This is a genomic window from Citrobacter sp. KTE30, from assembly GCF_000398825.1.
In the GTDB taxonomy this organism is placed as follows: Bacteria; Pseudomonadota; Gammaproteobacteria; order Enterobacterales; family Enterobacteriaceae; genus Citrobacter; species Citrobacter freundii.
Map to the genome: position 1 here is coordinate 587,823 of NZ_KB976055.1, position 23,949 is coordinate 611,771.

The 23,949-nt window shown below is 53.0% G+C and carries 18 protein-coding genes; 10 read left to right on the top strand and 8 right to left on the bottom strand.

Going from position 1 to position 23,949, the window contains the following annotated elements; all coding sequences use genetic code 11:
* Positions 1–21: 21 nt before the first annotated feature.
* The 7 genes from panB to thpR form a co-directional block, all read right to left on the bottom strand.
* On the bottom strand, positions 22–813 hold the full coding sequence (panB, locus tag WC1_RS19980) for a 3-methyl-2-oxobutanoate hydroxymethyltransferase (RefSeq protein ID WP_003018636.1): 792 nt from the start codon (positions 811–813) through the stop codon (positions 22–24).
* 120 nt (positions 814–933) lie between these two features.
* Complete coding sequence (gene folK, locus WC1_RS19975; protein ID WP_003018634.1) at positions 934–1,413, bottom strand: 2-amino-4-hydroxy-6-hydroxymethyldihydropteridine diphosphokinase; 480 nt, start codon at positions 1,411–1,413, stop codon at positions 934–936.
* Positions 1,410–2,807 (bottom strand): polynucleotide adenylyltransferase PcnB, encoded by a 1,398-nt coding sequence (gene pcnB, locus WC1_RS19970; RefSeq protein WP_203237415.1) that lies wholly within the window; start codon positions 2,805–2,807, stop codon positions 1,410–1,412. Before pcnB ends, folK begins: the two co-directional genes overlap by 4 nt.
* Positions 2,808–2,878: 71 nt before the next feature.
* Positions 2,879–3,775 (bottom strand): tRNA glutamyl-Q(34) synthetase GluQRS, encoded by an 897-nt coding sequence (gluQRS, locus tag WC1_RS19965; protein WP_016149569.1) that lies wholly within the window; start codon positions 3,773–3,775, stop codon positions 2,879–2,881.
* Between the two features lie 70 nt (positions 3,776–3,845).
* The gene (dksA, locus tag WC1_RS19960) at positions 3,846–4,301 is read right to left on the bottom strand and encodes an RNA polymerase-binding protein DksA (RefSeq protein WP_003018625.1); all 456 of its coding nucleotides are present in this window, start codon (positions 4,299–4,301) and stop codon (positions 3,846–3,848) included.
* A 177-nt stretch (positions 4,302–4,478) separates the two neighbouring features.
* Positions 4,479–5,183 carry a DNA/RNA nuclease SfsA gene (gene sfsA / locus WC1_RS19955; RefSeq protein WP_016149570.1) on the bottom strand — a complete coding sequence of 235 codons (705 nt, stop codon included), beginning with the start codon at positions 5,181–5,183 and terminating at the stop codon, positions 4,479–4,481.
* 15 nt (positions 5,184–5,198) lie between these two features.
* A complete protein-coding gene (gene thpR / locus WC1_RS19950) occupies positions 5,199–5,729 on the bottom strand; it encodes an RNA 2',3'-cyclic phosphodiesterase (protein ID WP_016149571.1) in 531 nt (176 codons plus the stop codon).
* 73 nt (positions 5,730–5,802) lie between these two features.
* Between thpR and hrpB the strand changes: the two genes are divergently transcribed.
* The 10 genes from hrpB (at position 5,803) to fhuB (ending at position 22,484) form a co-directional block, all read left to right on the top strand.
* Complete coding sequence (gene hrpB / locus WC1_RS19945) at positions 5,803–8,232, top strand: ATP-dependent helicase HrpB (protein WP_016149572.1); 2,430 nt, start codon at positions 5,803–5,805, stop codon at positions 8,230–8,232.
* Positions 8,233–8,409: 177 nt separating this feature from the next.
* Complete coding sequence (gene mrcB, locus WC1_RS19940; protein WP_003018611.1) at positions 8,410–10,947, top strand: bifunctional glycosyl transferase/transpeptidase; 2,538 nt, start codon at positions 8,410–8,412, stop codon at positions 10,945–10,947.
* A 564-nt stretch (positions 10,948–11,511) separates the two neighbouring features.
* Positions 11,512–12,054, top strand: coding sequence for a fimbrial protein (locus tag WC1_RS19935; RefSeq protein WP_003837506.1), 543 nt, complete (start codon positions 11,512–11,514; stop codon positions 12,052–12,054).
* A gap of 50 nt (positions 12,055–12,104) precedes the next feature.
* A complete protein-coding gene (locus tag WC1_RS19930; protein WP_016149573.1) occupies positions 12,105–12,818 on the top strand; it encodes a fimbrial biogenesis chaperone in 714 nt (237 codons plus the stop codon).
* A gap of 32 nt (positions 12,819–12,850) precedes the next feature.
* Entirely contained in the window at positions 12,851–15,334 is a 2,484-nt protein-coding gene (locus WC1_RS19925) for a fimbria/pilus outer membrane usher protein (RefSeq protein ID WP_032947900.1), read from the top strand.
* Positions 15,335–15,369: 35 nt separating this feature from the next.
* Positions 15,370–16,371, top strand: a complete 1,002-nt coding sequence (locus WC1_RS19920; protein ID WP_231385697.1) for a fimbrial protein — start codon at positions 15,370–15,372, stop codon at positions 16,369–16,371.
* 210 nt (positions 16,372–16,581) lie between these two features.
* The gene (gene fhuA / locus WC1_RS19915; protein WP_003018594.1) at positions 16,582–18,771 is read left to right on the top strand and encodes a ferrichrome porin FhuA; all 2,190 of its coding nucleotides are present in this window, start codon (positions 16,582–16,584) and stop codon (positions 18,769–18,771) included.
* Between the two features lie 46 nt (positions 18,772–18,817).
* Positions 18,818–19,615: a Fe3+-hydroxamate ABC transporter ATP-binding protein FhuC gene (gene fhuC / locus WC1_RS19910; protein WP_003845793.1), complete on the top strand. Its 798-nt coding sequence runs from the start codon at positions 18,818–18,820 to the stop codon at positions 19,613–19,615.
* Positions 19,615–20,505: a Fe(3+)-hydroxamate ABC transporter substrate-binding protein FhuD gene (gene fhuD / locus WC1_RS19905; protein WP_016149576.1), complete on the top strand. Its 891-nt coding sequence runs from the start codon at positions 19,615–19,617 to the stop codon at positions 20,503–20,505. The genes fhuC and fhuD overlap by 1 nt, the downstream gene beginning before the upstream one ends.
* Positions 20,502–22,484, top strand: a complete 1,983-nt coding sequence (fhuB, locus tag WC1_RS19900; RefSeq protein ID WP_003018589.1) for a Fe(3+)-hydroxamate ABC transporter permease FhuB — start codon at positions 20,502–20,504, stop codon at positions 22,482–22,484. The genes fhuD and fhuB overlap by 4 nt, the downstream gene beginning before the upstream one ends.
* A gap of 73 nt (positions 22,485–22,557) precedes the next feature.
* On the opposite strand, the gene hemL is transcribed toward fhuB, so the two are convergent.
* Complete coding sequence (gene hemL, locus WC1_RS19895; RefSeq protein ID WP_003837523.1) at positions 22,558–23,838, bottom strand: glutamate-1-semialdehyde 2,1-aminomutase; 1,281 nt, start codon at positions 23,836–23,838, stop codon at positions 22,558–22,560.
* Positions 23,839–23,949 lie beyond the last annotated feature (111 nt).

The following is a 23,949-nucleotide window of genomic DNA, read 5'->3' on the forward strand; positions in this document are numbered from 1 at the left end:
AATGGCGTGCTGGCAGATAAATTAATGGAAGCTGTGTTCTTCGCCCGGGTAAACGCCGGACTCCACTTCAGTCATATACTGCCGCACTGCGGCGCGCATGTCGCCTGCTTCATTGAGGAAATTCTTCGCAAATTTCGGGATATGACCACCGGTAATGCCAAACGCATCGTGCATGACGAGAATTTGCCCGTCGGTGACGTTACCTGCGCCAATACCGATAACCGGAATAGAAAGTGCTTCAGTGACGCGCTTAGCCAACTCAACCGGCACGCACTCCAGCACCAACAGCTGAGCGCCAGCGGCTTCTAAGGCCAGCGCGTCATCCAGCAGCACTTGTCCGGCATCGCCGCGGCCCTGAATTTTATAGCCGCCAAACACGTTCACCGACTGCGGGGTTAACCCCAGATGGCCGCAAACCGGTACGGCGCGTTCGGTGAGCATTTTCACCGTATCAACCAGCCACGCGCCGCCTTCAATTTTGACCATGTTGGCGCCCGCACGCATAACCACCGCGGCGTTTTCAAACGCCTGTTCCGGCGTGGCGTACGTCATAAATGGGAGATCGGAAAGCAGTAGACAGTTAGGGGCGCCGCGACGCACAGCGCGAGTGTGGTAGGCGATATCGTCAACGGTGACAGGCAGAGTGGAGTCATGCCCCTGGATCGTCATGCCCAGCGAGTCGCCAACCAGCATCACGTTAATGCCCTCGTCAGCAAATAGTTTGGCAAAGCTGTAGTCGTAGGCGGTAATTGTCGCGAAGCGTTTTTTCTCTTGCTTGCATTTCTGCAGCAGTGAAATGGTAGTGGGTTTCATAACATTTCCTGATGATGAAAGTCATATTTATCGGCATTCTAACAGTCACATTCAGGGGGGCAATTGTTTTAAGCAATCGTTTGGCGCTAAAGCAGTAAACGCTAAAGGGGAGGAGATACTTTACCAGTGTGCAGGTTTTGCAATACCAAGATGGGTGAGGTGCTGATGCAGTCTGATACCATCCGGAAAAATAAGCTCAGGCGCAATTTCGAATAACGGCCACAGCATAAAACCACGGTTTTTCATGTCGTAGTGCGGCACGGTCAGGCGTTCGGTGTTAATCACTTCATCGCCAAACAGCATAATATCGAGGTCCAGCGTTCGCGGTCCCCAACGTTCAGCTTTGCGCACCCGGCCCTGTTGCAGTTCAATTCGCTGGGTATGATCCAGCAACGCTTCGGGGGCGAGAGCGGTATCCAGCGCCACGGCGGCGTTCAGATAGTCGGGCTGATCCTGTGGACCCAACGGGGGGGTGCGATAAAACGAAGAAACCGCAACGATACGGCTGTCAGGGATTTCGCCGATCGCTTGCACGGCAGCATTCACCTGCTCCAGGGGAGAAGCTAAATTACTGCCGATGGCGATATAAACGACGGTCACGCGCTACCTTCGCGACGCGGCGCACGCTTACGCGGGCGGCGATGGCGACGGCGTACGTCAGGCTCTTCATCCAGTTCGTTCAGCATGCCTTTTTGTTCCGGCGGCGCGGAAACCTGGAATTCACCCCACCATTTCGCCAGTCGTTGCAGTTCAGCGTTGTGTTCTACTTCGGCACGCAGTGCTAACAGGTCGTAAGCTGCGCGGAACTTTGGATGTTCCATCAGCTTCCAGGCGCGTTTACCCTGACGACGGGACATACGTAATTGCAACTGCCAGATATCGCGGGTTAGCGAGGTCAGACGTTTCGGGATCGCCAGCGAGCGGCAGGCTTCATCCAGCACGTCGTTCATTGCCAGCGCGAAAGCGTCGTAGTAAGCCAAACCGCTTTCTTGCGCAATTTTCTGCGCGGCTTCCAGTAACGGATACCAGAACATCGCGGCGAACAAGAACGCCGGGTTAACGCGCATATCATTGTTAATGCGGTTATCGGTATTCTTCAGCACCTGAGCGATAATGCGTTCCATCGGGCTGTCACCGTCTTCGGTGAAGTAGCGTGTAATGGTTGGGAACAGCGGCTGGAACAGGCTGTACTCACGCAGTTTTTTATAGGTTTCATACCCATAGCCCGCCTGTAACAGCTTAAGTGCTTCTTCAAACAGGCGTGCGGGAGGAATGTCGTTCAGCAGCGTTGCCAGACGTGGGATCGGCTCTGCGGTTTCCGGGCTGATACGCATGTCGAGCTTGGCGGCAAAGCGCACGGCGCGCAGCATACGCACGGGATCTTCGCGATAGCGCGTTTCCGGATTACCGATCAGGCGAATGATGCCCTCTTCGAGGTCCTGCATACCGCCGACGTAATCACGCACGGTGAAATCGGCCACGCTGTAATACAGGCTGTTTATCGTGAAATCGCGACGTTGGGCATCTTCCTCAATGGAGCCGAAGATGTTGTCGCGCAGCAACATACCGTTTTGCCCGCGTTGCGACGTGGTGCGATCGGCTTCGCTGCCTTCATGATGGCCGCGGAATGTCGCCACTTCGATAATTTCTGGGCCGAACATGACATGAGCCAGACGGAAACGGCGACCGACCAGGCGACAGTTACGAAACAGTTTGCGCACCTGATCCGGCGTTGCGTTAGTGGTGACATCAAAATCTTTCGGCTTTTTGCCCAGCAAAAGATCGCGTACACCACCGCCAACCAGCCATGCCTCGTATCCGGCCTTATTGAGCCTGTACATTACCTTCAGGGCATTTTCACTGATATCTTTGCGGGAGATAGAGTGCTGCTCACGCGGAATTACCGTCATATGTGGACGGGCGACGGCGAGCTCAGCCTCGCGCTCCTCGCGGCTTAGCACCTTGCGGCAAAAATTAGCGACTCGGGTAAAAATAGTGCACCTCGGTAGTGTCAAACTTCAATCAGAACAAGTGTTGCTGTGTAAAAATAGCGGCTAATCATAGCTCAGCGTGGCGCATTTGAGAATGCCGGATTTAAGATCACTGATTCAGGCACTGTTGTCAGACGCCAGTTCTCAACGGCAAACGCCAGGATCTGGTCCACACGCATCTCCTGCCACGGGATATCGGCACGCTGGCCGAGAAAGCGTAGCGCGGCAATAATCACTGGGCGCGGATCGCCTTGTGGTAGCGCAGGTGCATGATTTTGTTTTGAAAGTTTAGCGCCTTGTTCGTTGAGCGCCAGCGGAAGATGAATATAGTCAGGCGCTTGCCAGCCAAACTGCTGATACAAAGAGATTTGCCGCACCGTGGGTTCGATGAGATCGGCGCCGCGAACAATCTCCGTTACGCCCTGAAAGTGGTCATCAACTACCACGGCGAGGTTATAGGCAAACAGCCCGTCGCGGCGGTGGATGATAAAATCTTCACCAGCAAGTTGCGGGTCAGCCTGAATCACACCGCGTAGCCGGTCAGTAAACTGCATCACGGGATGGCGTTGTTTAATGCGGACGGCCGCCTGTTCTGGCCCGAGGCGTAACTCACGGCAGTGACCGTCGTAAATACCGCCGACGCTTTGAATACGCGCTCGTGTGCAGGTGCAGTAATAGCTCAGATCCTGCTGATGCAGCCAGGTAAGCGCTTCGCGGTAGGCTTCATGGCGTTGGGATTGCCATAAAATATCGCCATCCCAGTGCAGGCCGTAATGTTCCAGCTGACGCAGGATCGTATCTGCAGCACCGGGAACTTCACGAGGGGGATCAATATCTTCAATGCGTACTCGCCAGATTCCGCGCCGGGCACGAGCCTGCAGGTAACTGCCGAGGGCGGCAATCAGTGAACCGAAATGCAGTTCGCCGGAGGGGGAAGGGGCGAAGCGGCCAATATAGTGTGAATCGCTCATTTTGCGGACTGACAAATAATAAGGCGGGAGAAACTCCCGCCTGTAGTAAATGTGGTAAAAATGACCGGAATTAACCTGCCATCTGTTTTTCGCGGATTTCTGCCAGCGTTTTGCAGTCGATACACAGATCGGCTGTCGGACGCGCTTCCAGACGGCGAATACCAATTTCTACGCCGCACGATTCGCAGTAGCCGAAATCTTCGTCTTCTACTTTCTTCAGCGTCTTCTCGATCTTTTTGATCAGTTTGCGCTCACGGTCACGGTTACGCAGCTCAAGGCTGAATTCTTCTTCCTGCGCGGCGCGGTCCACCGGATCAGGGAAGTTAGCCGCTTCGTCTTGCATATGAGATACGGTGCGATCAACTTCATCCCTAAGTTGATTACGCCATGCCTCAAGAATACGCCTGAAGTGCGACAGCTGGGCTTCGTTCATATACTCTTCGCCCGGTTTCTCCTGGTACGGCTCCACCCCAGCGATGGCGAGAATACTCAGGGACGATGTTTTACGGTTTTGCCCTTCTTGCATGTTGCTTCTCCTTAACACGCACTATCGATCCCCATGTTCGGGGGAAAAATCAGGTCGCTATAAATAGCAGATGCTTTTCCGGATAGCAATTATCTAAACGTAACACTTGACAACCCTGTGAGGAAAAGCGTATTTGCCCACGCGCCCAGAATACTAATTAACCAAATGTTTACACCATTACAAGGTAATGGGCAACGGCTCTTTAAGAGTCATGCCATGGGCAGAAAGTTCCGCTTTATAAACCAGAATTTCTACCCCCTTAAGCTGTGCTTCAACTAATAATTGCGCATATTTTGCATCGATATGGTGCGCGGGTGAAAACCGTGTAATGGCTGAATGCAACACGGCGAAAAATATCACCGCCCGCTTGCCTTCTGCCGCTACGCTCATCAATTCCCGAAGATGCTTCTGACCTCGTTCAGTGATGGCATCGGGAAAATAACCCTGATCATTTTCCGCCAACGTGACTGATTTCACTTCAATATAGCAGTCAGGTCGGGAATCCGCCTGCAACAAAAAGTCGATACGGCTCCCTTCTGCGCCGTATTTTACTTCACTTTTCAAGGCACTGTAGCCTGAAACTTCCGAAATAAGCTCATTCTGAATAGCCTCTTTCGTTAATCTATTGGCCCACAGCGTGTTAACACAAATAAATGCCCCGGATTGGGTTTGCATTAATTCCCAGGTATGTGGATATTTCCGTTTAGTATTTTCTGATGTCGAATACCAGACGGTATCACCCGGGGTGGCGCATCCGGTCATCGCGCCAGTATTTGGGCAGTGTAACGTTAACGTTGAGCCATCCGGTGTGATCACATCCGCTAAAAAACGCTTGTAGCGCTGGATGAGCGTTGCAGGTTGTAAAGGTGGAGAAAATTGCATAAACAGTCCCTTTAATTATTCAGTCAGCGTCCAGCGTTGCAGCTGCGTATAACGCGTGCGTCCTCGTGCGAATGAAGAGGAGTAAAGTGCGAACTCCGTGACCGGAAATGACCAGCCAAAGCCCGGTGGGGGGATGGGAACCGCGTGTCCGGCATCGCGCAGCAGCGTGATATGTGGGTGAAACGGCTGCGGGCTTTGATAACATCCGCTGCGTGCGGCCTGCGCCCGCAGCATATTCGCCAGTTGTAACAGTCCGCGCGGTGGCTGACGCATCCCCAGCCACACGACCCGCGAACGCAGCCATTGCCCGGCATCATCCAGTTTGAGCGTAAAACCTGGCTGGCGAATGCGTCCGGCTAGTTGCGACAACGCCTGTTGTTTCTCTGCGCTGACATCACCTAAAAAGGCCAGCGTCAGATGCAGATTCTCGGCGGCGACGGGACGGCCTGCTTCAGGAGGGAACTGCGCGGCTCGCCAGTGGATTAACTGTTCCCGAACCCCGCCTGGCAATTCAATCGCAAAGAACAGCCTTTTTGGCTCAGACATTATGGATACTCGGTTATGAATTAACGCGATGCTACAATGCAGCGCGAAGAATGTTAACCCTCTGGAGCTATTTGTGACGTCGTTGCCCGTTGCCGCCGTAGTGCCTGAACTGCTTACCGCCCTTGATGCCTCGACTCAGGTGCTGCTGACCGCGCCGACCGGTGCCGGAAAATCGACCTGGCTGCCGTTGCGACTGCTTGAACATGGTGGCATCAAGGGGCGGATTATTTTGCTGGAGCCGCGCCGTCTGGCGGCACGCAACGTGGCGCAGCGGTTGGCGGAGTTGCTGAACGAAAAGCCCGGTGAGACCGTGGGTTATCGCATGCGCGCGCAAAGCTGCGTGGGGTCGCAGACCCGGCTGGAAGTGGTGACGGAAGGCGTTCTGACGCGCATGATCCAGCGCGATCCCGAACTCACTGGCGTCGGGTTAGTGATCCTCGATGAATTTCACGAACGGAGCCTGCAGGCCGACCTGGCGCTGGCTTTGTTGCTGGACGTACAGCAAGGTCTGCGTGACGATCTGAAACTATTGATCATGTCCGCAACGCTCGATAACGGGCGCTTGCAGCAGTTATTGCCCGATGCGCCCATGATTATCTCTGAAGGCCGCACATTCCCGGTCGCGCGACGGTATCAGCCGCTGGCGGCACATCTGCGTTTTGACGAAGCGGTGGCGATAGCGACGGCGGAGCTACTGCGCCATGAAAGCGGGTCGCTGCTGCTGTTTTTACCGGGCGTTGGGGAAATCCTGCGCGTGCAGGAACAACTGGCAACGCGTGTGGGCGGCGATGTTGTGTTATGTCCATTGTACGGCGCGTTGACGCTGGCTGAGCAGCGTCAGGCGATTTTGCCCGCGCCACAAGGTAAGCGCAAAGTGGTGCTGGCGACCAATATTGCCGAAACCAGCTTAACGATTGAAGGTATCCGGCTGGTGGTGGACTGCGCCCAGGAGCGCCTGGCGCGCTATGACGCGCGTACCGGTTTAACGCGGTTGATTACCCAGCGCATTAGCCAGGCATCGATGACACAGCGAGCCGGGCGTGCAGGTCGTCTGGAGCCAGGTATCTGCCTACATTTGCTTGCCAAAGAGCAGGCGGAAAGAGCGGCGGCGCAGGGAGAGCCTGAGATATTACAGAGCGATCTGTCCGGACTACTGATGGAGCTGCTGCAATGGGGATGTACCGATCCTGAGCAACTGAACTGGCTGGATACGCCGCCCGCTATCAACCTGCAGGCGGCAAAACGGCTGTTGCAGATGCTGGGGGCGCTTGAGGGCGACAGGCTCAGTGCCCGTGGGCAGAAAATGGCGGCTTTGGGTAATGATCCCCGTTTAGCGGCTATGCTGGTTAGCACCAAAAATGACGATGAAGCGGCATCGGCCGCAAAACTGGCAGCAATTTTGGAAGAGCCGCCGCGCGGGGGCAGCACCGATTTAGCTGTGGCGTTTTCACGAAATCAGCCCGCCTGGCAGCAGCGCAGTCAACAATTATTGAAACGGCTTAACGTACGCAGCGGGCAGCCCGACAGCGCGTTGCTCCCTTTGTTGCTATCGCAAGCGTTTGCCGATCGGATCGCCCGTCGACGTGGACAAGAAGGGCGCTATCAACTGGCCAACGGCATGGGCGCGATGCTGGATGCCGATGACGCCCTGGGGCGCCATGAGTGGCTGATAGCGCCGCTGTTACTGCAGGGTAGCGCATCGCCAGATGCGCGTATTTTGTTAGCGTTGCCGCTGGATATTGAAGCGTTGATGCAGACGTGTCCTGAACTGCTGCAACAGTCCGACACCATCGAATGGGATGAAGCCCAGGGAACGTTAAAAGCACTGCGTCGGTCGCGTATCGGCCAGTTGACGGTAAAAGTACAGCCGCTAGCCAAGCCCTCGGAAGAAGAGTTGCATCAGGCGATGCTGAATGGTATTCGCGATAAAGGGCTAAGTGTGCTCAACTGGACGCCGGAGGCCGAGCAGTTTCGGCTGCGTTTGCAATGTGCGGCAAACTGGTTACCGGAGTACGACTGGCCTGCGGTAGATGAGGATTCTCTGCTGAATACGCTGGAGCTCTGGCTGCTGCCGCACATGAGCGGTGTGCACTCTTTACGCGCGTTAAAAGCACTCAATGTGGGTCAGGCATTGCGCGGTTTGCTGGACTGGTCAATGCTGCAACGTCTGGATAGTGAACTGCCAGCGCATTACACTGTGCCAACGGGAAGCCGGATTGCCATTCGCTATCATGAGGATAATCCTCCTGTATTGGCCGTTCGGATGCAGGAAATGTTTGGTGAAGCAAACACCCCGACTATCGCCCAGGGACGCGTGCCGCTGGTACTGGAGCTGTTGTCTCCGGCCCAAAGACCGCTACAGGTGACGAGCGATCTAAGCGCGTTCTGGCAGGGATCGTACCGCGAGGTGCAAAAAGAGATGAAAGGGCGTTATCCCAAACATGTCTGGCCGGACGATCCGGCGAATACCGCGCCAACGCGGCGCACCAAAAAGTATTCATAGCTGTATGCGTGGTTGCCTGATGGCGCTGCGCTTATCAGGGCGAACGTAGGCCGGATAAGGCGTTTTACGCCGCCATCCGGCATGAATACAGCTGAAAATTGAGAGATTTCTTCTTCTGTCGCAGGACGGAAGAACAGAGAATCGGGCCTTTGCGCCTGAATGTTGCGGAGAAAAAGCATGGCGGGGAATGACCGCGAGCCAATTGGACGTAAAGGGAAACCCTCGCGTCCAGTGAAACAAAAGGTGAGCCGTCGTCAACTCAGAGATGAAGAGTATGACGACGATTATGATGATGATGACTATGAGGATGAAGAACCGATGCCGCGTAAGGGTAAAGGCAAAGGGCGTAAGCCTCGTGGTAAACGCGGCTGGTTCTGGCTGCTGGTAAAACTGTCGATTGTTTTTTTGGTGCTGATCGCCATTTACGGCGTCTATCTGGACCAAAAAATCCGTAGCCGTATCGACGGCAAAGTCTGGCAGCTTCCGGCGGCAGTATATGGCCGCATGGTTAACCTTGAGCCAGAAATGCCCATCGGCAAGAACGAGATGGTGAAGCTGCTGGAGGCCACGCAGTATCGTCAGGTCTCGAAGATGACGCGTCCGGGCGAATTCACCGTACAGGCGAAGAGCATTGAGATGATTCGTCGTCCGTTTGACTTCCCGGACAGTAAAGAAGGGCAGGTGCGCGCACGTCTGACCTTTGATGGCGATCATCTGGACACTATCGAGAATATGGATAACAACCGCCAGTTCGGTTTCTTCCGTCTCGATCCGCGTCTGATTACCATGCTCTCTTCACCTAACGGCGAGCAGCGCCTGTTTGTCCCGCGCAGTGGATTCCCGGATCTGCTGGTAGATACGCTGCTGGCAACCGAAGACCGTCACTTCTATGAGCATGATGGCGTCAGCCTCTACTCGATTGGTCGTGCGGTGCTGGCCAACCTGACGGCCGGTCGCACGGTGCAGGGGGCGAGTACGCTGACTCAGCAACTGGTGAAGAACCTGTTCCTGTCCAGCGAACGTTCTTACTGGCGTAAGGCCAACGAAGCTTACATGGCGCTGCTGATGGATGCGCGTTACAGCAAAGATCGCATTCTTGAGCTGTACATGAACGAAGTCTATCTCGGTCAAAGCGGCGATAATGAAATTCGCGGCTTCCCGCTGGCGAGCCTCTATTATTTCGGTCGTCCGGTGGAAGAACTGAGTCTCGACCAGCAGGCGTTGCTGGTGGGGATGGTTAAAGGGGCGTCAATCTATAACCCATGGCGTAACCCGAAGCTGGCGCTGGAGCGTCGTAACCTCGTGCTGCGTTTGCTGCAACAGCAGCAGATCATCGATCAGGATCTGTATGACATGCTGAGCGCGCGTCCGTTAGGCGTACAGCCGCGTGGTGGAGTAATCTCGCCACAGCCAGCCTTTATGCAGATGGTGCGTCAGGAGCTTCAGGCGAAGCTGGGCGATAAAGTTAAAGATCTCTCCGGCGTGAAAATTTTCACCACCTTTGATTCCGTGGCGCAGGACGCTGCGGAAAAAGCGGCGGTGGAAGGCATTCCGGTGCTGAAGAAACAGCGTAAGCTGAGCGATCTGGAAACCGCGATTGTGGTGGTTGACCGATTCAGTGGCGAAGTTCGCGCCATGGTTGGCGGGGCAGAGCCGCAGTTCGCGGGCTATAACCGTGCGATGCAGGCGCGTCGTTCGATTGGTTCTCTGGCGAAGCCGGCGACCTATCTGACTGCGCTCAGCCAGCCGAAGCTTTACCGCCTGAATACCTGGATTGCTGATGCGCCGATTGCGCTGCGCCAGCCGAACGGCCAGGTGTGGTCACCGCAGAACGATGACCGTCGCTATAGCGAAAGCGGAAGAGTGATGCTGGTGGATGCGTTAACCCGCTCCATGAACGTACCGACGGTAAATCTGGGGATGGCGCTGGGCTTGCCTGCGGTAACCGATACCTGGTTGAAACTGGGCGCGCCGAAAGATCAGCTTAACCCGGTTCCGGCCATGCTGCTGGGGGCGTTGAACCTGACGCCAATCGAAGTAGCACAGGCGTTCCAGACTATCGCCAGCGGCGGGAACCGTGCGCCGTTGTCGGCGCTGCGTTCGGTGATTGCCGAAGATGGTACCGTGCTGTACCAGAGCTTCCCGCAGGCTGAGCGTGCCGTTCCGGCGCAGGCGGCGTATATGACGCTGTGGACCATGCAGCAGGTGGTTCAGCGTGGTACGGGTCGTCAGCTTGGCGCGAAATATCCTGGCTTGCATCTGGCAGGGAAAACCGGGACCACCAACAACAACGTGGATACCTGGTTTGCCGGGATCGACGGCAGCCAGGTGACCATCACCTGGGTGGGCCGCGATAACAACCAGCCAACCAAGCTGTACGGTGCCAGCGGCGCGATGTCGATTTATCAGCGTTATCTGGCTAACCAGACGCCAACACCGCTGGTGCTGACGCCACCGGAGGATGTGGTGGATATGGGCGTAGACTACGACGGTAACTTCGTTTGTAGCGGCGGGATGCGCACGCTTCCGGTATGGACCACCGATCCTGATTCGCTGTGTCAGCAGGGTGAAATGCTGCAGCAGTCGGGGAATCCGTTCGATCAATCTTCTCAACAGCCGCAGCAGCAGCCTCAACAGCAGCAACCGCCGCAGCAAGAGAAGAAAGACAGCGATGGCGTGGCTGGTTGGATAAAAGATATGTTTGGCGGTAACTGATTTTTTAGCTGTCCTCCCCCGCATCGGTGCCTGCTGATGTGGGGGAATTCTCCCTCTTGTGGTATTCGCATTTCGGTCTGTATAGTAAGCTCAGGATAGGGTGAACAGTGATGGTGTTTCCTGCCTATATTTTCCGTTTAATCATAAATTCAATATATTATTTTTTTGTATATATCATCGGTTGGTTGATTTTATTCTATTTTTTCTGCGTTTTTTTATTATCTGCCCGTATGCATATGTGGGCAATATTGTTTTTATGAATATATTCATGCTGGCTAAAATCACCATTAAGAAAATATTATTTTCATAAATTGTTCTGCTAAAACAAGATGTTGTGTGTTGTTTCTTTAGTTTTGGTGAATGTGTTGATTAGCTTTTATTCATTATGGTACGTAGAATAGATGACACAAGGGAATGTTTTAAACTGAATGAGTTGATAAAGATATATTATATCTATGATGTTGTTGGATTTATATTCCAGCACTTCTCCAGCCATTGTCTATTTCCCCTCTGTGTTAACTTTTCTCTTCATTGATTTTTGTGAACATATGTAAGGAATACGTTATGTGCAAAAAAATTATCATCTCGTTGCTTGTCAGTAGTGCAATGGCAACTGTAGCAACATCTGCTTTTGCCGTTGATACCGGGACGGTAACGTTTAATGGGAAAATTCTTCCCGATAGTTGCGTGGTTGATGTAAATGGTACAGCGACAAACGGTACTGTGACGTTTAACAACCTTTCTCAAACTGCGTTTGGCGAAGATAAAAAAGTCGGCGACACGCAATCTTTTGCGATTACGCTGACAGAATGTGATGCTGCGGTTGCCAACCTCAATATCAAATTTGATGGGACGCGTATTGCCGGATACGACGATGAAGTCTTGCAGGCGACAGGGACTGCGCAGAACCTCGGGGTACGTATGCTTCCTGAAGGGAGCAGCAACTACGTGAAATTTGATGGCTCAGATCCTGAAGCGGCACTGAATAAGACTAACGGCGAGAGCGTGGTTTTTAATTATAAAGCTGAGGTTATCCAGGTTGGTAGCACTTTACCAACTACCGGTGATTATACCGCACAAGCGACCTATACTCTGCTTTATCGTTAATCATCATAAACCTGGCCCAGGCAGGGCCAGTATTTCAATGGAATGGAAAGATGAAACGACTTATCACAGCATTAATACTTATATTAACCTCGGGATTAAATTCGGTTCAAGCTGGCGTAGTAGTGGGTGGCACACGAATTATATATCCGGCTAACCAATCTGAAGTACAGATTGCTTTAAAAAATAAAGATAATGATAAACGTTATCTGGTGCAGAGTTGGGTCAGTAATATTGATGACAGCAAAGCGCCATTTATTATGACACCGCCAATTTACAAATTGGACGAAAACCGCCAGACGCTGCTACACGTGGTTTATACCGGAAATAAATCGGCGCTACCTCAGGATCGTGAGTCATTATTTATGGCGAACATCAAATCTGTTGCAGCGATCCCAGAAGAATTGCATGACAAGAACACGTTACAATTTGCCATTAAAACTAAATTAAAACTGTTTTATCGCCCGGCCTCATTGACAGAAGACGAGGCAAAAATGGCCTGGCAATCGTTGCAATTTAGCCGCCATCAAAATCAACTGGTGGTGAAAAACCCCACACCCTTCTATGTCACCTTCGGACAGATCTCTGTGGCGGGAAAAGCGATTAAACCGGCTATAAACCAGTCCTCTCCGACGGCATTAACGATGATGGTCGCTCCATTTGGTGAGCAGCGTTTTCCGCTGCCATCGGCAGTAAAAGGCAACGTTGTCTGGACCGCAATTAATGATTTTGGCTCAGAAACCGAACAGCGTAAACAGTCGCTGTAAATCAGCTATCGATGAGTTATGGGGTGACATTTATGCCTTCACATCGTACTGCCCGGCTTTTTGCTCTCAATACGCTGACATTCGCTATATTGACTGCGAGTGGTTCCGTTTGTGCTGATGATTATTTCAATCTCAGTGTACTTGAAACGGGAACCCCACTTGAGAATACCGGGGCGCTTGAAGCTTTTTTACAGCATAATGGTTTATCCCCCGGACGTTATTTAACGTCGATTGTTTGGGATCAGGATCGCATTGATAAACGAAATTTAAATTACCTCCTTTCAAAAGATAACAGCAAACTGATTCCGCAATTTACCAAAGCGGAGCTGCGCGAACTGGGCGTTAAAGTTGATACGGTTCTGGCATTAAATAATGTTAACGAAGATACGTTGCTGGGTGATATTAGCGAATATATCGCGGATGGACGCTATGACTTCAATCCGGAAACACAGGTGCTGCAATTACGTATTCCGCAGATCTACCGCGACCGCAAAATTTCGGGCGAAAGCAATCCCACTTTCTGGGATGACGGCATTCCGGCTCTGTGGACCAGTTACTATATTTCGGGATCGCACCAACAATCCGGAGGTCAAAATAATGCTTCGAACTGGGCAAGTTTGAATTCAGGGATGAATATCGGCCCCTGGCGTTTGCGTAACACCAGCAATTGGGGGAATGATAATGGTTGGCAATCTATTAATACGACGCTTGGACGCGATGTCAAAGCATTGCGTAGCCAGCTTCAGATAGGGCAAACCTACACTAACGGCGAACTGTTCGATAGCGTGCAGATGACGGGCGTTAAGCTGGAGACCGATACCAGTATGCAGCCCAGTGGATTACAGGGCTTTGCCCCGGTCGTTCGTGGGATTGCTAATAGCGATGCCAAAGTCACCATTAAGCAAAACGGTTACACCATCTACCAGACCAACGTCTCGCCTGGCCCGTTTGAAATTCGTGATTTAACGCAGGTGACGGCAGGAGCGGATCTGGAAGTCACCGTGACGGAGGCCGACGGTACAGAGCGCAGCTTTATTCAGGCCAGCTCCTCGGTGCCGATTATGCAACGTGAAGGCGCGCTGAAGTACAGCCTGGCGGCTGGGAAATATCGCGATGTTGATAACGGCGAGGAGCCGGAATTCAGCCAGGCTACGGCAATTTATGGCTTACCTTTCGGAATTACCGCTTACGGCGGTCTGCAGGGCGCGTCGATGTATCGTGCCGGACTGGTCGGCATCGGAGCTGATTTACGCGATTTTGGTTCGCTGTCGATGGATCTGACGGCGGCGAGAACCGCGTTTGACGACGAACGCGCGGATGCGAATGGCCAGTCGTGGCGCGCGCAGTACGCAAAAGATTTTCCGTTAACCAATACCACGGTCACGCTGGCCAGCTATCGTTATTCCACCTCCGGGTTTTATACCTTTCAGGAGGCTCTCGATCAGCGTAATAACAGCTACGACGATGACAGCATCTATAGCTATCGCGATAGCTATAACCGTCGCAGCCGCCTGCAACTTAATCTTTCTCAGTCGTTACAGAGCTGGGGATCTGTATACGCCAACGCTTATCAGCAAGATTACTGGGGAATGGAAGGCCATGAACGAAGCGTGAGTCTCGGTTACAGCAGCAGTTGGCAGGGCGTTAACTGGTCGCTGAATTACAGCATGACAAAAACGCCATCAACCACTAACGATCAGCAGTTTTCTATCTCAATGAATGTCCCTCTTTCGCGTTGGCTGGCGAATGCCTGGGGAACATATACTCTGACAAGTTCAAAAAATGGTAATAGTGCACATCAGGTTGGCGTCAGTGGAACGCTACTGGAAGATAACAATTTAAATTATAACCTTCAGCAAACCTACACCGATAACGATGTCGGTTATGGTGCCTATCTCTCTTCCCGGTATCGGACATCGGTTGGCGAGTTCAGCGCCAATTACAGTTATCAAAAAGACAGTAAACAGTGGGGCTATGGCGCCCAGGGGTCCGTTGTTGCGCATTCGCAGGGAATAACGCTTGGACAATCCATTCAGGATGCTTTTGCCATTGTGCACATTACCGATGGCGATAATGTAAAAATACAAAATTCCCGGGGGGTTTACACCGATTATTGGGGCAATGCCATTGTGCCAACTTTAACCAATTATCGCCGTAATACTATTACTGTGAATACTCAGGGACGTGATGATATTGATATTCAGGATGCTTCTCTGGATGTGGTTCCGACAAAAGGGGCCGTCCTGAAGGCTGACTTCACGGCGCGTTCAGGTAAGCGTGCATTACTTACCTTAAAACATGATCAGAGCGTGGTTCCTTTTGGTGCTCTGTTAAGTATGGACGGTACGACATCGATCGTGGGTGACGACGGTGAAGTGTATGTCACTGGGCTAAAAGGAACACAGCGCATTGAGGTGCAATGGGGAAATACCGCACAGACGAAATGTACGGGTAGCGTAAGCGTGCCTGAGAACATGGGTACGGGAATTCTCTCAGCTACGGTTAATTGCCAATAATGGAAGATGGCTTATGAATACGGAAATTGTCAGATATGAGTAAAAGGAACATAAACATTTTCAGGGCTATGTTGATCATATTGATTTTAGCTGGATCTGCGGCACCTGTTTATGCCGCCACATGTACCGGAAATTACCCGGAAAATGGCGCAATGACCTTTCAGCTACCGGCAAGCATCACTGTGGAGCCTGACGTATCAGTTGGTACGGTTATTTATGAGGGAAGCATTGAGAGCGGCCAAATCGATATGGATTGCCAGGATACTGGCAACAAATACAAAGGTTACGCAGTGTTAACGGATGCCGATGCCCGCAATGGAGTGCTGGAAGGCGTTTATCAGACTAGCGTTCCAGGTATAGGTATCCGCATGGCTGAAGCGGAAGAACGAACACCTACCTTTACCTCTGAGGATATCGTCACACCCATGCATTTTTATAGCTATGGAGCAAGCGGATGGAACAGTATTCATACAAAGTACCATGCGTCAATGCAGTTGGTTGTGACGGGCGACGTCGAGGATGGTTATCTTGATACCTCCCGGCTGACAGCGCAAGAGAAGTGGGGGAATGATGTGATAGCTCAGATATTGGTATCTCCCACCAGCATTCATATCCAGACTAATACCTGTAACCTGGAGGATAAAAATATCAACGTGCCGCTGAAGACGATTAATGTCGATAACTTTGACAGTCAATTTTCAGAAGTACTCACCGATAACAGTTTCAAAATCGAGATTTCTGATTGTCGGGCAGGTACCCAAATCGATTATAAGTTCAACAGTGCTGGTTCGACAGGCGTTACGGATGGCAATATTTTGGCTATCGCCAGTGGAGACAGCTCTGCCAGCGGTGTCGGTATCCAGATTCTGGACACGAACAATAATGTGCTGAGTTTTGATCAAACCTATACCGCTGTGAGCAGCACCAGCGCTAACGAAGTGGCAGAAATTCCGCTGAAGGCACGCTATGCCAAAACCGGCAATGTCAAAGCCGGGAAAGTGGACGCCGTCGCGACTTTTGAGGTCTTTTACCGCTAACGCCTTGCGACCCGCTGCGGCGGGTTGTCAGCGCTCTAACATTCCAGCCTAATTTATTAACCCTTTCTTTTCATCTGGTTATTTCTTAACCCCTCAGTTTTAGTAGGGGCGCGTATTGCTTGCTATCTCGCCAGAGTTTCGAATATTATGCTGCCGTTATAATAATAATTCTCGTTTACGTTATCATTCACTTTCATCAGAGAAATACCAATGGCGCGTCTTAAAACTGCTCAGCCAAGTTCATCACTGCGTAAAATCGCAGTAGTGGTAGCCACAGCGGTTAGCGGCATGTCTGTCTATGCACAGGCGGCGGTTGACCCGAAAGAAGAAACCATCACCGTAACTGCAGCTCCTGCTCCGCAGGAAAGCGCATGGGGGCCAGCTCCGACCATTGCTGCTAAGCGTTCCGCTACTGCGACCAAGACTGATACGCCTATAGAAAAGACACCACAGTCTGTTTCGGTAGTGACCAACGAAGAGATGCAAATGCATCAATTCCAGTCGGTGAAAGAGGCTCTGGGATATACGCCTGGTGTGACTGTTAACAGTCGTGGCGCATCTAACACCTATGATTTTGTGATTATCCGTGGTTTCTCTTCCGTCGGCCTGAGCCAGAATAACTATCTGGATGGACTGAAATTGCAGGGTAACTTCTATAACGATGCGGTTATTGATCCCTACATGCTTGAACGTGTTGAGTTGATGCGTGGCCCAACGTCTGTACTCTATGGTAAGAGCAATCCTGGCGGCATCATCTCTATGGTCAGCAAGCGCCCGACCACAGAGCCGTTAAAAGAAATTCAGTTCAAAATGGGGTCGGACAATTTGTTCCAGACCGGTTTTGATTTTAGTGATGCGCTGGATGACAACGGGGAATTTTCCTACCGTTTAACCGGGCTGGCGCGCTCAACAAATGAGCAGCAGCAGGGTTCTGAATCACAGCGTTATACGATCGCGCCTTCCTTCTCATGGCGTCCTGATGACAAAACCAACTTTACGTTCCTGTCCTATTTCCAGAACGAACCGGAAACAGGTTACTACGGTTGGTTACCAAAAGAAGGCACCGTTGAACCGCTGCCAAACGGCAAGCGTTTGCCGACCGATTTCAATGAAGGTGCCTCAAACAATACTTATTCCCGCAATCAGAAAATGGTGGGATACAGCTTTGAGCATGGCTTTAACGATACATTTACCGTTCGCCAGAACCTGCGCTTTACTGAAATGAAGACGTCGCAGCAGAGTGTATACGGCACCGGGATCGCTTCCGATGGCCATACATTGAACCGTGGAACGGTCGTGGATGATGAGCGCCTGCAAAACTTTAGCGTCGATACGCAACTGGAAAGCAAATTTGCTACCGGTGCTGTGGAACATACTTTGTTAACTGGTGTTGATTTCATGCGCATGCGTAATGATATCAATGCTGCGTTTGGTAGTGCGCCACCCATTGATCTTAACGGCAACTATGACCCTGAGTATTTTGCATTTGGTGATACCGAACCGTATCAGATGAATGAAACCAAACAGACTGGTATCTACGTTCAGGATCAGGCTGAGTGGAATAAGTGGGTGTTTACCGTCGGCGGTCGCTACGACTGGTCTCAGCAAGCTACAACAATACGCCAGAACTCTTATACGCCAACGGAAGGATATATTGAGCGTAATGATCACCAGTTCACCTGGCGTGGTGGTGTAAACTACCTGTTTGATAATGGGATTACGCCGTATATCAGCTACAGTCAGTCGTTTGAACCGAGTTCATTTGACTTGTGGAGCGTGCCACGCGTTTCCTATGAGCCGTCCAAAGGCGAGCAGTATGAAGCCGGGATTAAGTATGTACCGAAAGATCTGCCGATTGTCGTCACCGGTGCGGTTTATCAGTTGACGAAAACCAATAATCTGACTGCTGATCCAACGAATCCACTGGCTCAGGTTCCTGCCGGTGAAATCCGTGCTCGTGGTGTTGAACTGGAAGCTAAAGCGGCGCTTACCGCGAATATCAACATGACTGCGTCTTATACCTATACCGATGCGGAATACACGAAAGACACCAATCTTAAGGGAAATACACCTGAGCAGGTGCCAGAACAAATGGCTTCTCTGTGGGGTGATTACACCTTCTATGAAGGTCCGTTATCTGGCCTGACGCTGGGTACCGGTGGGCGCTTTATTGGTTCAAGCTATGGCGATCCAGCAAATACCTTTAAGGTGGGTAGCGCAGCAGTCATGGATGCTGTTGTAAAATACGATTTAGCGCGTTTCGGTATGGCTGGCTCCAGTATTGCGGTTAACGTTAATAACTTGCTTGATCGTGAATACGTCGCCAGCTGCTTCCAGACCTATGGCTGCTTCTGGGGCGCAGAACGTCAGGTCGTTGCAACCGCAACCTTCCGTTTCTAATTTCTATTGGGCACGCTTTGCGTGCCCGTTTTACAAGTTGGCTGCTATGCAGGAAAACAGATCCCATCCCGACACTACTTTTGCGTTGCGTAATGTCTCCTTTCGTGTGCCTGGCCGCACGCTTTTGCATCCTCTCTCATTAACTTTTCCTGTGGGTAAAGTGACCGGCCTTATCGGCCACAACGGTTCCGGAAAATCGACGTTATTGAAAATGCTGGGACGTCATCAGCCGCCGTCAGAAGGTGAAATCCTGCTCGACGAACAGCCGCTGGAGAACTGGAGCAGTAAAGCGTTTGCCCGCAAGGTCGCCTATCTGCCGCAGCAGTTGCCGCAGGCCGAAGGGATGACGGTGCGCGAACTGGTGGCGATTGGCCGCTATCCGTGGCACGGAGCGCTGGGACGTTTTGGCGTTGCCGACAGAGAGAAAGTAGAAGAGGCGATTTCGCTGGTTGGCTTAAAACCGCTGGCGCACCGTTTGGTTGATAGTCTGTCCGGCGGAGAACGCCAGCGCGCGTGGATTGCCATGCTGGTAGCGCAGGACAGCCGCTGTCTGCTGCTTGATGAACCGACTTCCGCGCTGGATATCGCTCATCAGGTTGACGTACTGGCACTGGTGCATCGCTTAAGTCAGCAGCGCGGGCTGACGGTGATTGCGGTGCTGCATGATATCAACATGGCGGCCCGCTACTGTGATTACTTAGTTGCGCTGCGCGGTGGTGAAATGATTGCACAAGGGACGCCTGCTGAACTGATGCGCAGTGAAACTCTGGAACAGATTTACGGTATCCCGATGGGCATTTTGCCGCATCCGGCCGGTGCCGCACCCGTGAGTTTTGTCTATTAATGATTGAATTACATCATATTACCCGTCGGCGGCTGCTTGCGGCGATGGCGCTGTCGCCGCTGCTGTGGCGGATGAATACGGCGCACGCTGCGGCGGTTGATACGCAGCGCATTGTGGCGCTGGAATGGCTACCGGTAGAGCTATTGCTGGCGCTGGGTATTACGCCGTATGGCATTGCCGATATCCCTAACTACAAGCTGTGGGTCAGTGAGCCCCCGTTGCCGGATTCTGTGATTGATGTCGGGCTACGTACGGAGCCCAATCTCGAACTGTTGACCGAAATGAAACCCTCGTTTTTGCTGTGGTCGGCAGGCTATGGTCCTTCCCCTGAAAAGCTGGCGCGGATTGCACCTGGCCGGGGATTTAACTTCAGTGACGGTAAAAAGCCGCTGGCCGTTGCGCGACAATCGCTGCAGGAAATGGCGCAATTGTTCAATCTGCAAGCCTCTGCTGAACGCCATCTGACCGAGTACGATCGTTTTATCGCCAGCCTGAAACCGCGCTTCATTCAACGCGGCGCACGCCCTGTACTTCTCACTTCCTTGCTTGATTCGCGACATATGCTGGTGTTTGGCCCAAACAGCCTGTTTCAGGACGTGCTGGATGATTATGGGATCCCCAACGCCTGGCAGGGCGAGACAAACTTTTGGGGCAGCACTGCCGTGAGTATTGACCGTCTGGCTGCTTATAAGGATGTCGATGTGCTGTGTTTTGATCACGGCAACGATAAAGAGATGGCTGCGCTGATGTCTACGCCGTTGTGGCAGGCGATGCCGTTTGCCCGCAGCGGACGTTTTCAGCGTGTGCCTGCCGTCTGGTTCTATGGCGCCACGCTCTCGGCGATGCATTTTGCCCGCATTCTGGATAATGCGCTGGGAGGCAAAGCGTGAGTAAACGAATTGCGCTATTCCCGACCCTTCTTCTGGCGGTTCTGTTTGTCGCTGCCTGTTGGCTGACCTGGGTAAACTTCTCTGTTGCACTACCGCGCAGTCAGTGGCAACAGGCTATCTGGTCACCGGATATCAATGCTATTGAGCAGATGGTTTTCCACTACAGTCTGCTGCCGAGGCTGGCGATTTCGCTGTTGGTCGGTGCCGGGCTGGGGCTGGTCGGTGTCTTGTTTCAGCAGGTGCTGCGTAACCCACTGGCAGAACCCACTACGTTAGGTGTCGCAACCGGGGCGCAGTTGGGCATTACGGTTACCACGCTGTGGGCTATTCCCGGTGCGCTGACCACGCAATTTGCGGCGCTGGCGGGAGCATGTGTTGTTGGGGCACTGGTGTTTGGCGTTGCCTGGGGCAAACGTCTTTCTCCGGTGACGTTAATCCTTGCCGGGCTGGTGGTCAGCCTGTACTGCGGGGCAATTAACCAGTTGATGGTTATCTTCCATCACGATCAACTGCAAAGCATGTTTTTATGGAGCAGCGGTACGCTAACGCAGACCGACTGGAGCGGCGTACAGCGTCTGTGGCCGCAACTTCTGGGCGGTGTGATGCTGACGCTGTTGTTATTACGCCCAATGACGCTGATGGGACTGGATGACGGCGTGGCGCGTAACCTCGGTCTGGCGCTGTCGCTGGCACGTCTGGCGGCGTTATCGCTGGCCATTGTTATCAGCGCCTTACTGGTTAACGCGGTTGGGATTATCGGCTTTATTGGCCTGTTTGCACCGCTGCTGGCGAAAATGCTCGGCGCCCGTCGTCTGCTGGCGCGTCTGATGCTGGCCCCTCTGATTGGTGCGTTGATCCTCTGGCTCTCCGACCAAATCATTCTGTGGCTGACCCGCGTATGGATGGAAGTTTCCACTGGTTCGGTGACGGCGCTGATTGGCGCGCCATTGCTGCTGTGGCTGTTGCCGCGCCTTAGAAGTATGAGCGCGCCGGATATGAATGCCAGTAACCGCATCGCTGCTGAGCGCCAGAATGTACTGATGTTTGCCCTGGCGGGCGGGGCGATATTGCTGCTTACCGTTATTGTGGCGCTCGCGTTTGGCCGCGATGCGCACGGCTGGACATGGGCCAGCGGCGCGATGCTGGATGAGCTCATGCCCTGGCGCTGGCCGCGTGTTCTGGCAGCGCTGATTGCCGGGGTAATGTTAGCGGTAGCTGGCTGTATTATTCAGCGTCTGACCGGAAATCCAATGGCCAGTCCGGAAGTATTAGGAATTAGCTCCGGGGCGGCATTTGGCGTGGTGCTAATGTTATTTCTGGTCCCTGGCAATGCCTTTGGCTGGCTGCTGCCGGCCGGGAGCCTCGGTGCGGCAGCCACCTTGCTTATCATTATGATTGCCGCCGGGCGCGGGGGCTTTTCACCGCACCGCATGTTGCTGGCAGGGATGGCGCTCAGCACGGCGTTTACAATGCTGCTGATGATGCTGCAGGCCAGCGGCGATCCGCGTATGGCGGGGGTGCTAACCTGGATCTCCGGCTCAACCTATAACGCGAGTGGCGAACAGGTGCTGCGCACCGGGATTGTAATGGTCATCCTGCTGGCGATGACGCCGCTGTGCCGCCGTTGGCTGACAATTTTACCGCTTGGCGGCGATACGGCGCGGGCTGTCGGTATGGCTATTACGCCATCACGCGTGGGGTTACTGCTGCTGGCGGCAGGGCTGACGGCGACAGCCACCATGACCATTGGACCGTTGAGCTTTGTCGGGCTGATGGCGCCGCATATTGCCCGGATGATGGGTTTTCGTCGGGCGATGCCGCATATGCTGATTTCGGCGCTGGCGGGTGGCGTGTTGCTGGTCTTTGCTGACTGGTGCGGCAGGATGGTGTTGTTTCCGTATCAGATCCCGGCGGGGTTACTGTCGACGTTTATTGGCGCGCCGTACTTTATCTATCTGCTACGTAAGCAGAGCCGGTAAGTTATGCCGCCATCCGGCCTACGGCGTAGAATGTAGGCCGGGTAAGCGTAAGCGCCACCCGGCAATTCATCCTTTACAGTTTCGCAAACACCCGGCGCGCGGCGTCGATGGTGTTATTGATATCTTCTTCACTGTGCGCCACGGACATAAAGCCTGCTTCGAACGCGGACGGCGCCAGATAAATTCCTTCATCCAGCATCATGTGGAAGAAACGCTTGAAGCGTTCAACGTCGCATGCCATCACATCCTGATAGCAGGTTACGGTTTCTGCATCGGTGAAGAAAATCCCGAACATCCCGCCTACATGATTAACTACCAGCGGAATATTCGCTTCTTCAGCAGCTTCCAGCAGACCTTCCGCCAGACGCGTCGTCAGTTCGTTCAGCGTTTCATGAATACCCGGCTGGGCGACTTCGGTCAGACAGGCATAACCTGCCGCCATCGCGATTGGGTTACCGGAAAGCGTCCCCGCCTGGTAAACCGGTCCAGTCGGCGCTAGTGCGTCCATCACATCGCGACGGCCACCGAATGCGCCAACGGGCATTCCGCCACCGATGATTTTGCCAAGACAAGTCAGATCCGGCACGACGCCGTAATAATCCTGTGCACCGGCCAGCGCCACGCGGAAACCGGTCATCACTTCATCGATGATCAACAGTGCGCCAAACTCATCGCATAGCGCACGCAGGCCCGGCAGGAATTCCGGCAGCGGCGGGATGCAGTTCATGTTGCCTGCGACCGGCTCAACAATGATGCAGGCGATCTCCTGCGGATATTGTTCAAATGCCGCACGTACTGAAGCGAGATCGTTATAGGTGCAGGTCAGGGTGTGTTTCGCGAAATCAGCCGGAACGCCCGGGGAGTTCGGCTGACCCAGCGTTAACGCGCCGGAACCCGCTTTGACCAGCAGACAGTCAGCATGACCGTGGTAGCAGCCTTCAAATTTGATGATCTTATCGCGACCGGTGAAACCGCGCGCCAGACGGATTGCGCTCATAGTCGCTTCCGTGCCGGAGTTCACCATGCGCACCATGTCCATGGTCGGCACGAGTTCAGTGACCAGCTCCGCCATTTTCACTTCCATTTCGGTCGGTGCGCCAAAGCTTAAACCGCGCTCCGCAGCTTCAATCACCGCATTACGGATTGCCGGGTGATTATGGCCCAGCACCATCGGTCCCCAGGAACCGACGTAGTCAACATAGGCTTTACCATCGACATCGTACAGATACGCGCCGTCGGCTTTTTCGATAAACAGCGGAGTACCACCCACGCCAGTAAAGGCGCGAACGGGGGAGTTAACGCCGCCTGGGATAAGTTCGCGTGCTGCGCTGTAGAGATTTTCAGACTTACTCATGGATGGGGTCCTGGTTCGTAGAAAAAGTAAATGCCCGCTATTCTAGTTATTCAGAGAAGGTTATGAAAGTTTTACGCATTTGAAACAATACGATTTGCAGGGGATTTTCGT